Genomic DNA, 14331 nt, shown 5'->3' with positions numbered 1-14331 from the left:
GGCGGTAGCTTCCCGCCGGCCCGCCGGGACTGCCGCCCCTGCGCCAGCACCACCTCGTCCACCACGTCCCGCGGCACCGCCTCGGCCAGCACCCCGAGCGACACCCACTCGGCCAGCCCGACACCCGCCCCACCCTCAACCTCCGGCATGCGCAGGACGATAGCCCCCGCTCACCAGCCCCGCTGGTCAAGATCAACGCAAGCTAAGTGGCATTGCGTCTCAAGGGCGCACTCGAAGAGGCCAGGCGAAGCGTGCCCATATATGCCGCTGAGGAGGCACGGGCTGAGGCGTTCGGTGCGCGATCGCTGAACGAATTCAAGTCGGAGCACAAATACATCCGGGACGGGGATGAGGAGAACCACTTCTACGCACTGGACTTGGCGAGCCAGGAGGGGATCCACGGCAGCCACGTCATCGACAAACACGTCGGCAAGACGGACGAGCAGCTCGCGCAGCGCCTGAGGGATCAGCAGATACTTCGTGACGGTTCAGTGAGACCCGTAGCCGCGTCCAGCTTCACGAACATGGCCTCCGCTCAGCGGTTCACCCAGGAAGCAATGGATGACGTCGGGAACGCGGAGAAGATCGAGAACTGGTTGAAGAGACTCGAGAACCACCCGAATGAAAGGTCGACACTCAACCTGTCTCTTTCATTCAACGATGTGACCGGCCGGACGGTCCTGCGGAGCGAGTACGATCAGAAAGCTCTGAGCGCGCGGGGCGTCGACGCACACAGCGTCGAGGTTGTGCTGCGCTACAAACAAGCCGTGGAACCGAAGTTCGTGGTCCTCACCTCCATGCCCACGACGCCATGAGCCGGAAGTGCCGGTTCCGTGAGCGTGCAAGAAGAAGCGAGAAAGGTGCAGCCAGCGTTGACCACATACATCGGGGCAGTGTTCAACAACGGATTCGTTTCGCGGTTGCTCGACGTGTCCCTCGACGCGAACACCACGGAGAACGAGGACTTCGAGCACGAGATCACCCGCCTCTGCCGGAGCATGCAGCGTGCTTCCTGGGCGCTGCCGCTGGCCACAGCCGCGGGCACGGTGGATCTTGTCGCGGAAGTGCTGGCGAGCTCCTTGCGAACGCGACTTCCGGCAGGTTTCGAGGAGAGGCTGACTCTCGCGGCCCGCGGCCGTCCGGTGCGGGAGTATCTGTCGGACGCGGCCTCCACCATCCGTAAGCTCGATGGCGTGACCGTTCCCGGTTACGGGGAGCTTGCCATGGCTCCGTGGGAGGCCCGCCTCGCGTTTCCGGAAGTGATCGACTTCAAATACTGGGTGGAGACCGACGAGTTCGAGAAACTCGACGCGTGTCTGTCGGCCGGGTTCGACAGCATGCATCCCGGAGAATGCGCGAGCAGGGCAACGGCTCTCATAGCGCAGGCGCAAGAAGCCCTGCTCCTCTTTCCGGATCCGGATGTTCTGCGCTCGACGCTTTCGCAGAGCATTCCGTGGGTGTCCAGCAGTGTCTTGCGGGAGATCGTCCGGATGGGAAATGAACACCTCACCGAGTTGCACGGAATCTCAGGACGATGACGGCGCCGAACGCCAACAGAGCCGCCACCTACCCCGACCGCGAAACCGCCCAATGGGCCACCCAGCAGGTCGTCACCGCCAACGAGCAGCTCATTCACCGCTGGCTCGCCCAGGCCACCCGCCCCCGTCTGACGATCGAGGCGTCGTGGCCGTCGCGCACCGAGCCGGTCGGCCGGGTGCTGCTGCAGGCGATGATGCTGGCCGGCCGCGAGCCCGTGGACGTACGCGCGGCCCGCGTGGTGCTCAGGCGCGACGCGACCCGCCCCCACGGCTTCGTCGTGCACGCCACGCTTCCCGTCTACCTGTAGAGCCCCGTAGAACCCCGCAGAGACCAGTAGAGGCTGATCACCGTGCCCCTGAGCCCCCTCGAACACGACCGCCGCCACGGCGAACTGGACCAGGTGATCCGCGCCTACGCCGGGCAGCCCGCCGACGACACCCCGGACAAGCCCAGCCAGGCCCTGACGGCGTACCTCCGTCACACCTGGCACACCCGCCCCTGGGCACTGGCCACGGCGGAGGTCCAGCTGAGGGAGTACGCCCGCAACCCGCCCGGCCGGCTCCGCCTGCGTCTCGGCGAGTTCTACGCGATCCCGGACGTCGGGCTTCCCGAGCAGGACATCCAGCAGTGGCTGTCCTGCCTCGCCGACCACATCAAGCACAGCGTCGAGACCGGCGAGGCCCCGCCGCCGGCCACCCCCGCCACCCACTGGGAATGGCACGCCCGCTTCCCCGAACTCGCCCAGTTCCTCGGCGGCTGGTTCTCCCAGGACATGCCGGACGAGTTCGACGACCATGACGCCGCCGTCGACGACTACGTCACGGGCACCCACCCACAGCTCGTCGCCCGCCTCGTCGGCGAAGTGCGCGAACTCCTCGCCCTCGACCTGGCCGAGTCCGACTCCGCCCTGGCCGTCGCCGAACTGGGCATGGAGGTCGACCCACCCGCCCCCTACAGCCCCGGCGCCTGGCTCACCCTCGTCGCCGAACGACTCGAGTCGCCGCGCGCGGACGCGGACTACGGGCCGGACACCGCTCAGTGAGGCGCGCGTCCCGTTCCCCGCCCCACGTGCACCGCGAAGGCCGCCCAGGCGGACGGGGCGACCACGACGACGGGGCCGCCCACGTCCTTCGAGTCACGGACCGCGACGGTGCCGGGTATGTTGCGGGCGACTTCGACGCATTCGCCGTTGCCGCTGCTGTGGCTGGACTTGGCGAACTCGAAGTGCGACACGGCTCACAGCTCCTTGCGGATACGTTCGATCAGTGCGGTGGAATCGCGAAGCGCGAGTCCGCTCCGGGCAATCCGTTCGAATGTGGCGTTGTGGCGCGCGGCGTCGGCCTCGCTCTCCAGCCAAAGGGTAGACGAGGTGGTGTCCATGTAGACCACGTCCATCGCGCCGGGTTCGGCGAACGAGACGACGCTGAAGGCGCTGGTCATCCCGGGATGGGAACCGGCGAAGAAGGGGAGGACCTGAAGCCTGACATGGGGCAGACGGGACGCCTCCGCCAGGTGCGCCAGTTGTGCGCGCATGACCTCTTGGCCGCCAACGAGCTGGCGCAGTGTGCCCTCGCCCACGACAGCCCACAGGCTGAGTGGGTTCGTGTCCGTCAAGCGTGCCTGCCGCGCGATCTTCGCTTCGACGAAGCGCTCGATGTCGTCGGGGTCGTCCCAGTCGGCGTTGCCGATCGCGAGAGCCCGGGCGTAGTCCGGAGTCTGCAGGAGGCCGGGGACGAAGGCCCCTTGCCAGGTACGGATGCCGGTCGCGATGTCCTCGAGGGCCACGTACTCAACGAGAGAGCGAAGCTCGGGGTATTGGTTCCACCACCCCTTGGCCTTGCGGCGCTCCCGGTCGGTCTTGGCGAGATTCAGCAGCCGTTCCACGGCCTTCGGATCGGTGACGCCGTACAAGTCGCACAGGATCTGGATGTCGGGATCGCGGAAGGGTACCCAGCCTCGTTCCATCTTGGCGACCTTGGCCGCGGTTGCCGAAAGTGCCTCCGCGGCTTGTGGCTGTGTCAGGCCGGCCGTGTCGCGCAGCGTCAGCAGTTCACCACCCAACTTGCGCGCGAGGACGGTGGATACGCGGTTGCCGCGCGTGAACGGGACTGCGGTCACGTCGGATTACCTCCTGGGTCGCGGCCAGTGTGCAGGTCGGCGAGCAGGGTCGCCAAGTCTGGAGACATATTTCCCTGAGACTTCTTGCCTGGAATGCGACCTCTCCACTACCTTCGGTGTTCAGTCGACCACTCGGTGACACCGGTCGGAGGAAGCGCGCCGTGCTGCCCCAATCGAACCGGCACCGCGCGGCAGACCCACCCCACCCGGCGCCCGCCCTCGCGCAAGGAGACGCACCCCGTGACCAACTCCTGCCCTCCCCCTCGACCCGCCAAGGGCAACGACCGTTACGACGCCGTCAGTTACACCCCGTACCCGAGCAACATCTCCCGCGCCCGCAGACGCGTCGCCCGACTCGCCGTCGACTGGGGCCACCCCGGCGTCGCCGGCGACGCGGCCCTGCTGGCGAGCGAGTTGTGTACGAACGCCCTGCTCCACGGGTGCTTACGGGACCGTCTGTTCCGTGTCGAGACGTCGCTGACCGGCACCGCGCTGCGCGTCGCGGTGACCGATCCGAGAGGTGAGCGGCTTCCGCATCCCGGCGCGCCCGTCGCGGACGACCAGTTCGGCCGCGGCCTCCTCATCGTCCGCACGCTCGCGAACCGCTGGGCCGTGGAGAAACTCACCGTCGGCAAGACCGTGTGGGCGGAACTGGACATGCGCGGGGACCCCGATGCCTGACCTGCTGAGGCGTCACCGCCGACACCGGCGTGCGGCGGCTGCGCGTCGGCGTCCACGGGGTCACGCGCACGGGACCACGTGGGAACCGGCCAAGGCACCGTCGCGATCACCCTGGCCGACACGGCACTCGCACCCTGGTCGACAAAGAGTGGTGTCCCGGCAGCCATGCGCATGATCTTGGTCAGGTCTGTGGGACCGTAGAGCACGGGAATGAGCTCGGACACCCCGAGCGTTCCCCTATGGGAGTCCGCGAGCAGCCCTTGCGGACTGGATCGAGAGAGGGTCGGCGGCCCGCACCAAGGGTTCACGCCACCCCGTGGTCACGGACCGTCACCGCAGTCGGTCACCGGCTCGGACGCGGCAGCAGTCGGCCCCCGGCCGGGATGCGGCCCGCCCAGGGCGCGCATACCGTCTGGCTCACGATCCCATCGTCCGTAAAGACGGGCGAGCGTACCCATCCCACCTGAAACCTATGCGTCGCGCGGCTAAGTGTTTTCCCCTAACGGGCTGAACTTTTGTTGATCGTGAGTCAGTTGGCCGCCCCGTCGCCCTACCCTTCAAAGGGTGAACCCATTGATGTCCCGAGAGTACGAGGCCGATGTTCCCGGGGGAGCGGCGCTCCCCGGCACCCTGCCCGACGCCCTGCGTGCCGAGCTGATCGCGTTCCGCCGCGACATGCACATGCACCCGGAGCTCGGCAACCAGGAGTTCCGCACCACCGCGGCGCTCAAGGAACGCCTGGAGCAGGCGGGCCTCAAGCCCCGCGTGCTCGACATCGGGACCGGGCTCATCTGTGACATCGGGATCGACGGCACCGAAGGCGTGGGGGACGGTGCGGTCGACGGCGGACGCGGCATGCTCGCCCTGCGCGCCGACATCGACGCGCTGCCCATCCCGGACACGAAGAGTGACTGCGCGTACCGCTCGACCGTGCCCGACCGCGCGCACGCCTGCGGCCACGACGTGCACACGACCGTCGTCCTGGGCGCCGGGCTCGTCCTCGCCGAGCTGCACCGCCAGGGGCTGCTGCCACACCCCGTCCGGCTGATCTTCCAGCCCGCCGAGGAGGTCCTGCCCGGGGGCGCGCCCGACGCCATCGACTCCGGAGTACTGGACGGCGTGGGGCGGATCATCGGTGTGCACTGCGACCCGAAGGTCGACGCCGGGCGGATCGGACTGCGCCACGGCCCCATCACCTCCGCCTGTGACCGGCTGGAGGTCTCACTCGACGGCGCCGGTGGCCACACCGCGCGCCCCCACCTCACGACCGACCTCGTCACCGCCGCGGCGCGCGTCGTCACCGACGTGCCCTCCCTCGTGGCCCGGCGTGTGGACGCCCGCAGCGGGCTCGCGGTGACCTGGGGACGGATCGAGTCCGGGCACGCGTGCAACGTCATCCCGCAGCACGCCGAACTCTCCGGAACCGTACGGTGCCTCGACCTGGAGGCCTGGCGGCAGGCGCCCGACCTGGTGCACGAGGCCATCGACGAGATCGCGAACCTGTACCGCGCCAAGTCCGAGATCAACTACATCCGGGGTGTCCCGCCGGTCGTCAACGACCCGGCGGTCACGGAGCTCCTCCACGACGCCATGACCTCTCGGCGGGGCCCGTACTCCGTCGAGGACACCGAGCAGAGCCTCGGCGGCGAGGACTTCTCCTGGTACCTGGAGCACGTGCCCGGTGCCATGGCCCGCCTCGGAGTTCGTACACCGGGCGAGCGCACCACCCGTGACCTGCACCGCGGCGACTTCGACGCGGACGAGTCGGCCATCACGGCGGGAGTCGAGCTCTTCACCGCGGCGGCCCTGCTGGACGCGATCCGCTAGTGCCGCGGTACTAGCCCTGCGAGGTCCCCGGGCTCCAGGACCCGGACGCGCCGTCCCATGCACGTGAGGCTTGCACGCCGTCCCGTGCGCGTGAGCCGTGCACGCGAGGATGGCGCGAAAGGGCCCCCGGGCCCCAGGTGACGCAGGGGGTACCCGGGCCGCCGGAGCGTCCGATGCCCCTATCGCTGCCCCTTCGTCCCCTTGCGTCACCCTGTCGTAACGGGTGGCGCGCGAACGTAACCCGGTGGCGGCACGGTTCGATAACGGCCAGGAGGAATTCCGTTCCCCTGCCCTTCTACGCGCGTTACTGTGCGCCGAAACCGCTGCGGTGCGGCGTGTTGGGGAAGCGGACCGGTGACGGCCGTGGGGATGAAGGGTGCTTGCTGTGCGTCTGATGTCTCGGAGGACCAGGTTCTCCCAAGCAGCGGTGGCCGTCTCGGTCATCGCCCTCGCCGCCGTGGGTTGCGGTAAGTCCAGCACCGAGTCGTCCGGTGGCGGTTCGGACAAGAGCTCGTCGGGTTACTCGGGCAAGGGCATAGGCCTCGCGTACGACATCGGTGGCAAGGGCGACCAGTCGTTCAACGACGCCGCGTTCGCCGGTTTCCAGAAGGCCGAGACCGAGTTCAAGATCGGCGGCCGGGACATCGAGCCGCAGGACGGCGAGTCCGACGCCGACAAGGTGCAGCGTCTGGAGCAGCTGGCCAAGGCCGGCTACAACCCGATCATCGGTGTCGGGTTCGTGTACGCGCCGGCCGTCAAGGAGGTCGCGGCGAAGTACCCGAAGATCTCCTTCGGCGTCATCGACGACGACAAGGACCAGGCGAAGAACGTCGCCGACCTGGTCTTCCACGAGGAGCAGTCGTCCTACCTCGCGGGCGTCGCGGCGGCGAAGGCCACCAAGAAGAACCACATCGGCTTCATCGGCGGCGTGGACATCCCGCTGATCCACAAGTTCGAGGCGGGCTTCGACCAGGGCGCCAAGTCGGTCAACCCGAGTATCAAGATCGAGTCGCAGTACCTGACGCAGACCCCCCAGGAGGGTGGCTTCGCCAGCCCCGACAAGGGCAAGGCCGCCGCCGACGGTCAGATCGACGCGGGCGCCGACGTGCTCTACCACGCGGCCGGCCTGTCCGGTCAGGGTGTCATCCAGTCCGCCGCCTCGCACAAGGTGTGGGCCATCGGCGTCGACTCCGACCAGTACGCGCAGAGTTCTCTGGCCAAGTACAAGGACTGGATCCTCGGCTCGGCCCTGAAGAACGTCGGCGGCGCCGTGTACGACCTGACCAAGTCCGTCGTCGACGGCAAGCCGCTGAACGGTGTCGTGCGCGGCGACCTGAAGTCGGGCGGCGTCGGTTTCGCCGACACCAACCCGAAGTACCAGGCGATGAAGGACGTCGTCGCCGCCGTCGACAAGGCGAAGCAGGACATCATCGACGGCAAGGTCACCGTCAAGACCCCGTGAACCGTGCCTGTGAACGCTGATCACTGATCACTGATCACTGATCAGCGATCACCGACGAAGGAGCCCCCTCCGGCCCGCAGGGCCGGAGGGGGCTCCTTCGTTCGCGGTCACACCTCTGTGAGCGCTGTGCGCTCGTCGGGACGGGCTGACTAGATCGGTTCGTCCGTCTCGATGCTGATCCTGTACACGCCGACGCCGGACTTCACCGGATTGATGGTGCACACGGCCTTCGACGTCTCGCCGTGGCGGGTGCTGACCCACTTGCCGTACACGTTGGCCGTGTCGCCGCGAGGCCCGATGCAGACCACCTTCACGCGGTGCTTGCTCAGGCGGGTGTTTCCCCCGGTGCACTTGCCGTACCCGGTCGACTGGTCCCTGGAGATCCAGGTGGAGCAGGTCGACGCGGCCGAGGCGGGTGTCGCGACACCGACCACGGTGCCCGACAGCACGACACCGACACCTATCGCGGTGGCGGTGAACTTGTTGAGTTTCACGATCCCCCTTGGATCAGAAGCGATTGCCGCGGGCTGGTCCGGCCCGCTGCCGCAGGCTGGTCCGGCCCGCGGAGATGCGCATCTCGAACAGCGATTCTTCCGGGGGGTACCTGCCGAAAAGATCCGACCTGGGAAGGATCTTGGACTGTGTCACGGTCTGGTACATGACACGCGAGGGGCGGGCGCCGGGTCCCGAGGCCGGGCGGATGGCCGGACCGGTTTGCCGACCGGACACGTCCCATGTGTTCGACAGCCGTTCCCCGAAGGTTCAAAACGGTCGCATAACACTCTGGCAAGGTGGGTTCTCTGCTATGTCTACGCGCGTTACGCTGCGGCGGAATCAGCGCCTGGTCTGGGCGCCTGCACAAAAGGAGTCACGTTCATGCGCCGGGTGTCCCGAATCGCGGTTGCGGGCGTTGCAACCGCATCCCTCGCCGTTGCTCTCTCCGCCTGTGGCGGCTCTTCCACCGACGCCCACAGTGGCGGCTCGGCCAAGGGTAAGGGCATCGGTCTCGCGTACGACATCGGTGGCAAGGGCGACCAGTCCTTCAACGATGCCGCGTTCACCGGTTTCCAGAAGGCCGAGACGGACCTCAAGATCGGCGGCCGGGACATCGAGCCGCAGGACGGCGAGTCCGACGCCGACAAGGTGCAGCGTCTGGAGCAGCTGGCCAAGTCGGGCTACAACCCGATCATCGGTGTCGGGTTCGTGTACGCGCCGGCCGTCAAGGAGGTCGCGGCGAAGTACCCGAAGATCACCTTCGGCATCATCGACGACGACAAGGTCCAGGCGAAGAACGTCGCCGACATGGTCTTCCACGAGGAGGAGGCCTCCTACCTGGCGGGCGTGGCCGCGGCCAAGTCCACCAAGAAGGACCACATCGGCTTCATCGGCGGCGTCGACATCCCGCTGATCCACAAGTTCCAGGCCGGCTACGTCCAGGGCGCCAAGTCGGTCAACCCGAGCATCAAGATCGAGTCGCAGTACCTGACGCAGACCCCCCAGGAGGGTGGCTTCGCCAGCCCCGACAAGGGCAAGGACGCCGCCGAGGGCCAGATCGACGCCGGCGCCGACGTGCTCTACGCCGCCGCGGGCCTGTCGGGCCAGGGTGTCATCCAGTCCGCCGCCTCGCACAAGGTGTGGGCCATCGGTGTCGACTCGGACCAGTACAGCCAGGACGCGCTGGCCAAGTACAAGGACTACATCCTGACCTCGGCCACCAAGGACGTCGCCGGGGCTGTCTACAACCTCGCGAAGTCGGTCCAGGACGGCAAGCCCGCGACCGGCGTCGTCCGTGCGAGCCTCGCCACCGGCGGTGTCGGCCTCGCCGACTCGAACCCGGTGTTCAAGAACAACGCCGCCCTGCAGGCCGCGCTGAAGAAGGCCGAGGCCGGCATCAAGGACGGCTCGATCACGGTCAAGACCTCCTGATCCGAGTCCCGGTCCCCGCCAGGTCACGACGTCATCACCAGACGTCGAAACCATGGCCACGGCGACGCTGAAATGGCAGCGTTACGGCCACGGAACGGGGTGTGGGGAGGATGACTCCTCATGCCCCGTTCGCGCGGCAAAATGCTCGGACAGCATCTGAAGTGATCGACAGCAGATCACCTTCGGTCGGTCCGGGCACTATTTAAAGCAGGGGCGCTACGCGCGTAGATGGCCCCTTTTCCAAGGAGAGTGCGCCATCGACGCGTCCAGCAGCCCTCCCCTCACCGCGCAGTCGACCGCGGTCGAGCTGGCGGGGATCACCAAGCGGTTCCCGGGTGTGGTGGCCAACCACGACATCCATCTGAGCGTCCGAAAAGGCACCGTCCACGCCCTCGTCGGCGAGAACGGTGCCGGCAAGTCGACGCTGATGAAGATCCTCTACGGCATGCAGAAGCCGGACGAGGGCACGATCGCCGTCGACGGCGAGCAGGTCACCTTCTCGTCGCCCGCCGACGCCATCACCCGCGGCATCGGCATGGTCCACCAGCACTTCATGCTCGCCGACAACCTCACCGTCCTGGAGAACGTCGTCCTGGGCAGCGAGAAGCTGTACGGCATCGGCGGCGGCGCCCGTAAGAAGATCAAGGAGATCTCGGACCGGTACGGGCTGAACGTCCGCCCGGACGTGCTCGTCGAGAGCCTCGGTGTCGCCGAGCGCCAGCGCGTCGAGATCCTCAAGGTCCTCTTCCGCGGCGCCCGCACCCTCATCCTGGACGAGCCCACCGCCGTACTGGTGCCGCAGGAGGTCGACGCACTCTTCGACAACCTGCGCGAGCTCAAGTCCGAGGGCCTGGCCGTCATCTTCATCTCGCACAAGCTGGGCGAGGTCCTGTCGGTCGCCGACGAGATCACGGTCATCCGGCGCGGTACGACGGTCGGTACCGCCGTTCCGGCCGAGACGACCCCCCGCCAGCTCGCCGAGATGATGGTCGGCAGTGAGCTGCCGACCCCGGAGACCGCCGAGTCGACCGTCACGGACAAGCCGGTGATCGAGGTCGAGGGCCTCACCGCCTACGCCGAAGGCGGCGCCTCGCTCGGCGAGCTCGCCGAGCCGACGGGCGCCGGTCTGGTCACGGAGGAGAAGGCCGAGACCGCCGGCGCGGTGCGACGCGTTCTCGACGACGTCACCTTCACCATCCACGCGGGCGAGGTCATGGGCATCGCCGGTGTCGAGGGCAACGGCCAGACCGAGCTCATCGACGCGCTGATCGGCCTCAAGCACGCCGACGCGGGCTCCGTCGCCTTCCTCGGCGAGGAGATCACCGGCTGGCCCACCCGCAAGCGCCGCGAGCAGGGCATCGGCTACATCCCCGAGGACCGCCACCGCCACGGCCTGCTGCTGGACTTCCCGCTCTGGGAGAACCGCATCCTCGGCCATGTCACCGAGCGCCCCAACGCCAAGGGCTTCTGGCTCGACATCAAGGGCGCCCAGGAGGACACCCGGCGGATCGTCGAGGAGTACGACGTCCGCACCCCCGGCATCGACGTCACCGCCGCCTCGCTCTCCGGCGGCAACCAGCAGAAGCTGATCGTCGGCCGCGAGATGAGCCACAAGCCGCGCTTCCTGATCGCCGCCCACCCCACCCGCGGTGTGGACGTCGGCGCGCAGGCCGCGATCTGGGACCAGATCCGCGAGGCCCGCCGCGAAGGCCTGGCCGTGCTGCTGATCTCGGCCGACCTGGACGAGCTGATCGGCCTGTCCGACACCCTCAGGGTGATCTACAACGGCAGGCTCGTGGCGGACGCCGACCCGGCGACCGTCACCCCGGAGGAACTCGGCTCGGCCATGACCGGCGCCGCCTCCGGACACCTGGAGCACGTAGCGGAAAGCGCCGCCCCGGAGGACGAGGCCCGATGAAGAAGTTCGACAAGGAGCGCGTGCTCCTCGCGGTGGCCGGCCCGGTCATCGCGCTCGTCACGGCGATCGCACTGACCTCGGTCGTGCTGCTCGCCTCGGGCAAGAGCGCGTTCGAGCCGTACTCCCTGATGCTTCAGCAGGCGACGTACTCCGACACCCAGGTACTGATCGTCAACCAGGCGTCGCTGTACTACATCGCGGCACTCGGCGTGGCCATCGGCTTCCGCATGAACCTGTTCAACATCGGTGTGGACGGCCAGTACCGCCTCGGCGCGATGATGACCGCGGTGGTCGGCGCGCACCTCGCGCTGCCGTCCTTCCTGCAGATCCCCGTGCTGATGATCGTCGCCATGTGCACCGGCGCCTTCTGGGCCGGCATCGCGGGCCTCCTGAAGGTCACCCGCGGAGTGAGCGAGGTCGTCGCGACGATCATGCTCAACGCGATCGCCACCAGCCTCATCGGCTACCTCACCGCGGAGAACATCTGGGGTGTGCAGGTCGGCAACAACAACACGACCGGCATCATGAAGAAGTCCGGCTGGTTCCCCGGCATCGACCTGGGCTCGGACGTCGGCGAGATCTACGGCATGGTCTTCCTCGCGGTGCTCCTGGGCGTCCTGTACTGGCTCGTCCTCAACCGCACCCGCTTCGGCTTCGACCTGCGCGCCACCGGCGCCTCCGAGGAGGCCGCCGCCGCCTCCGGTGTCGACGCCAAGCGGATGGTGCTCACCGCGATGCTGATCTCCGGCGCGATCGCCGGTCTCTCGGGGCTGCCGCTGCTCCTCGGCGACGCCCACACCTACAGCCTGAGCTTCCCCGCCGGCCTCGGCTTCACCGCCATCGGCATCGCGCTGCTCGGCCGCAACAACCCGGGCGGCATCGCCCTCGCCGCACTCCTGTGGGCCTTCCTCGACAAGGCGTCCCCGGCTCTCGACTACGCGACCCCGGTGGCGTACGAGAAGGAGATCGCCACGATCATGCAGGGCCTGATCGTCTTCGCGGTCGTCATCTCGTACGAGGCCGTACGTGTCTGGGGCCTGCGCCGCCAGCAGAAGCGGGTCGGTGAGGAACTGGCCGCCGCGGCCGCCGCCAACAACAACTCCCCGAAGGAGGTGGCTGCCCGATGAGCACCGCGACCGTCGCCAAGCCGCAGGCGAAGCAGCCCGGCAAGGGCAGCCGCCGAATGTCCCTGCCGGTACTCCTGCTCGTCATCGCGGGTGTACTGATCCTGACCTCGATCGTCCGCCTGATCACCGGCGCCGAGGGCATCACCTCCACCGGACAGATGTCCACGGCGCTGCGCCTCGCGGTGCCGATCGGCCTCGCGGGTCTCGGCGGTCTGTGGGCCGAGCGTGCGGGCGTCGTCAACATCGGCCTCGAGGGCATGATGATCCTCGGCACCTGGTTCGGTGCCTGGGCGGGTTACCAGTGGGGCCCGTGGACCGGTGTCGCCTTCGGCATCATCGGCGGCTGCCTCGGCGGCGTCCTGCACGCCATCGCCACCGTGACGTTCAACGTCAACCACATCGTCTCCGGTGTGGCCATCAACATCCTGGCGCTCGGCACCACCCGCTATCTCTCCAAGTTCACCTTCGAGAACGCGCCGCAGGGCTCCTCCAAGCAGTCCCCGCCGATCGACTCGCTCGGCACCTTCGACATCCCAGGGCTGTCGAGCTGGCTGTCCACCCTCAACGGGAAGCACTGGTTCCTGGTCTCGGACATCGCGGGCCTGCTCGGCGGACTGGTCACCGACCTGTCGCCGCTCACCCTCGTCGCGGTGGCCCTCGTCCCGGCGACCTGGTGGGTGCTGTGGCGCACGGCCTTCGGCCTGCGCCTGCGCTCCTGCGGTGAGAACCCGGTGGCCGCCGAGTCCCTCGGCGTCAACGTCTACAAGTACAAGTACATCGCCGTGATCATCTCGGGCGGCTTCGCCGGCCTCGGCGGTGCCTTCCTGTCCATCGTGGCGTCCAACGTCTACCTCGACGGTCAGACGGCCGGGCGCGGCTACATCGGTCTCGCCGCGATGATCTTCGGTAACTGGATGCCGGGCGGCCTCGCCCTCGGCGCGGGCCTGTTCGGCTACACCGACAGCCTCAACCTGCGCGGCGGCGGCACCAACGTGCACGCGCTGATCCTGCTCATCGCGATCCTGCTGGTGTTCGCCGTGGCCTACCTGGCCTGGAAGAAGCGGGTCGTGCCTGCGGTCGTCACCGCCGTGGTCTCGGCGCTGATGTTCGTCTGGTACCTCGCCACCGACGAGGTCCCGCAGCAGTTCGTGAGCGCCACTCCGTACGTCGTGACCCTGCTCGTGCTCTCGCTCTCCGCCCAGCATCTGCGGATGCCGAAGGCGGACGGCCTGCCGTACCGGAGAGGACAGGGCAAGTGACCTCCCCGGAGGCAGGATCCGTGGAGCCCGGATCCCGGGAAGCCGACTGGGAGGCCCTGCGGGAGCTCGCGCGGGACGCCATGTCCCGTGCCTACGCCCCCTACTCGGAGTTCCCGGTGGGTGCCGCGGCGCTCGTCGACGACGGCCGGACCGTCACCGGCTGCAACGTCGAGAACGCCTCGTACGGGCTCGGGCTGTGCGCCGAGTGCGGTCTCGTCTCCCAGCTGCAGAACAGCGGGGGCGGCCGGCTGACGCACTTCACCTGCGTCGACGGGCGGGGCGAGATCCTTGTCCCGTGCGGACGCTGCCGCCAGCTGCTGTACGAGTTCGGCGGCCCCGGCCTGCTCGTGGAGACGCCGGCCGGGATCCTGCCGCTCTCCGAGATGCTGCCGCAGGCCTTCGGGCCGGAGAATCTCACCAAGTAACGCCTCCGCGGCCCCTCCCGACGACCGGTCGGGAGGGGCCGCGGATGTT

15 protein-coding genes are annotated in these 14331 nt (G+C 68.2%); 12 read left to right on the top strand and 3 right to left on the bottom strand.

Going from position 1 to position 14331, the window contains the following annotated elements; all coding sequences use genetic code 11:
* The first annotated feature begins 206 nt into the window (after nt 1-206).
* From ABZV34_RS29455 to ABZV34_RS29440, 4 genes are read left to right on the top strand one after another with little or no spacing between them, the layout of a single operon-like run.
* The gene (locus ABZV34_RS29455) at nt 207-815 is read left to right on the top strand and encodes an RNase A-like domain-containing protein (RefSeq protein ID WP_356283082.1); all 609 of its coding nucleotides are present in this window, start codon (nt 207-209) and stop codon (nt 813-815) included.
* Between the two features lie 57 nt (nt 816-872).
* Nucleotides 873-1538: a hypothetical protein gene (locus ABZV34_RS29450; RefSeq protein ID WP_356283079.1), complete on the top strand. Its 666-nt coding sequence runs from the start codon at nt 873-875 to the stop codon at nt 1536-1538.
* The gene (locus ABZV34_RS29445) at nt 1535-1846 is read left to right on the top strand and encodes an RNase A-like domain-containing protein (protein WP_356283076.1); all 312 of its coding nucleotides are present in this window, start codon (nt 1535-1537) and stop codon (nt 1844-1846) included. Before ABZV34_RS29450 ends, ABZV34_RS29445 begins: the two co-directional genes overlap by 4 nt.
* Before the next feature lie 42 nt (nt 1847-1888).
* Entirely contained in the window at nt 1889-2581 is a 693-nt protein-coding gene (locus tag ABZV34_RS29440; RefSeq protein ID WP_356283073.1) for a contact-dependent growth inhibition system immunity protein, read from the top strand.
* Here ABZV34_RS29440 and ABZV34_RS29435 read toward each other — a convergent pair.
* Together ABZV34_RS29435 and ABZV34_RS29430 are read right to left on the bottom strand one after the other, a co-directional pair.
* Nucleotides 2575-2772, bottom strand: a complete 198-nt coding sequence (locus ABZV34_RS29435; protein ID WP_356283070.1) for a DUF397 domain-containing protein — start codon at nt 2770-2772, stop codon at nt 2575-2577. The genes ABZV34_RS29440 and ABZV34_RS29435 overlap by 7 nt on opposite strands.
* Nucleotides 2773-2775: 3 nt before the next feature.
* Nucleotides 2776-3657, bottom strand: coding sequence for a DUF5753 domain-containing protein (locus tag ABZV34_RS29430; RefSeq protein ID WP_356283067.1), 882 nt, complete (start codon nt 3655-3657; stop codon nt 2776-2778).
* A 240-nt stretch (nt 3658-3897) separates the two neighbouring features.
* Between ABZV34_RS29430 and ABZV34_RS29425 the strand changes: the two genes are divergently transcribed.
* From ABZV34_RS29425 to ABZV34_RS29415, 3 genes are all read left to right on the top strand, one after another.
* On the top strand, nt 3898-4338 hold the full coding sequence (locus tag ABZV34_RS29425; protein WP_356283064.1) for an ATP-binding protein: 441 nt from the start codon (nt 3898-3900) through the stop codon (nt 4336-4338).
* 576 nt (nt 4339-4914) lie between these two features.
* The gene (locus ABZV34_RS29420) at nt 4915-6165 is read left to right on the top strand and encodes a M20 family metallopeptidase (RefSeq protein WP_356283061.1); all 1251 of its coding nucleotides are present in this window, start codon (nt 4915-4917) and stop codon (nt 6163-6165) included.
* Between the two features lie 394 nt (nt 6166-6559).
* Nucleotides 6560-7627: a BMP family ABC transporter substrate-binding protein gene (locus tag ABZV34_RS29415; RefSeq protein ID WP_356283058.1), complete on the top strand. Its 1068-nt coding sequence runs from the start codon at nt 6560-6562 to the stop codon at nt 7625-7627.
* A 149-nt stretch (nt 7628-7776) separates the two neighbouring features.
* Here ABZV34_RS29415 and ABZV34_RS29410 read toward each other — a convergent pair whose 3' ends face one another.
* Nucleotides 7777-8121: a hypothetical protein gene (locus tag ABZV34_RS29410; RefSeq protein ID WP_356283055.1), complete on the bottom strand. Its 345-nt coding sequence runs from the start codon at nt 8119-8121 to the stop codon at nt 7777-7779.
* A gap of 382 nt (nt 8122-8503) precedes the next feature.
* Between ABZV34_RS29410 and ABZV34_RS29405 the strand changes: the two genes are divergently transcribed.
* The 5 genes from ABZV34_RS29405 to ABZV34_RS29385 all read left to right on the top strand — a co-directional run bounded on the left by ABZV34_RS29405 (nt 8504) and on the right by ABZV34_RS29385 (nt 14282).
* The gene (locus tag ABZV34_RS29405; RefSeq protein ID WP_356283052.1) at nt 8504-9553 is read left to right on the top strand and encodes a BMP family ABC transporter substrate-binding protein; all 1050 of its coding nucleotides are present in this window, start codon (nt 8504-8506) and stop codon (nt 9551-9553) included.
* A gap of 256 nt (nt 9554-9809) precedes the next feature.
* Nucleotides 9810-11471, top strand: coding sequence for an ABC transporter ATP-binding protein (locus tag ABZV34_RS29400; RefSeq protein ID WP_356283087.1), 1662 nt, complete (start codon nt 9810-9812; stop codon nt 11469-11471).
* Complete coding sequence (locus ABZV34_RS29395) at nt 11468-12598, top strand: ABC transporter permease (protein WP_356283049.1); 1131 nt, start codon at nt 11468-11470, stop codon at nt 12596-12598. The genes ABZV34_RS29400 and ABZV34_RS29395 overlap by 4 nt, the downstream gene beginning before the upstream one ends.
* Nucleotides 12595-13857, top strand: coding sequence for an ABC transporter permease (locus ABZV34_RS29390; protein ID WP_356283046.1), 1263 nt, complete (start codon nt 12595-12597; stop codon nt 13855-13857). Before ABZV34_RS29395 ends, ABZV34_RS29390 begins: the two co-directional genes overlap by 4 nt.
* Entirely contained in the window at nt 13854-14282 is a 429-nt protein-coding gene (locus tag ABZV34_RS29385; protein WP_356283043.1) for a cytidine deaminase, read from the top strand. The genes ABZV34_RS29390 and ABZV34_RS29385 overlap by 4 nt, the downstream gene beginning before the upstream one ends.
* The last annotated feature ends 49 nt before the right edge of the window (nt 14283-14331 follow it).

It is taken from the genome of Streptomyces sp. NPDC005195, from assembly GCF_040608315.1.
GTDB lineage: Bacteria > Actinomycetota > Actinomycetes > Streptomycetales > Streptomycetaceae > Streptomyces > Streptomyces kaempferi.
This window is presented reverse-complemented; position numbering and strand designations above follow the sequence as displayed.

Coding starts and splice junctions, on each gene's coding strand:
- ABZV34_RS29390 (WP_356283046.1), top strand. CDS start 12,595: ATGAGCACCGCGACCGTCGCCAAGCCGCAGGCGAAGCAGCCCGGCAAG.
- ABZV34_RS29445 (WP_356283076.1), top strand. CDS start 1,535: ATGACGGCGCCGAACGCCAACAGAGCCGCCACCTACCCCGACCGCGAA.
- ABZV34_RS29405 (WP_356283052.1), top strand. CDS start 8,504: ATGCGCCGGGTGTCCCGAATCGCGGTTGCGGGCGTTGCAACCGCATCC.
- ABZV34_RS29395 (WP_356283049.1), top strand. CDS start 11,468: ATGAAGAAGTTCGACAAGGAGCGCGTGCTCCTCGCGGTGGCCGGCCCG.
- ABZV34_RS29420 (WP_356283061.1), top strand. CDS start 4,915: ATGTCCCGAGAGTACGAGGCCGATGTTCCCGGGGGAGCGGCGCTCCCC.
- ABZV34_RS29415 (WP_356283058.1), top strand. CDS start 6,560: ATGTCTCGGAGGACCAGGTTCTCCCAAGCAGCGGTGGCCGTCTCGGTC.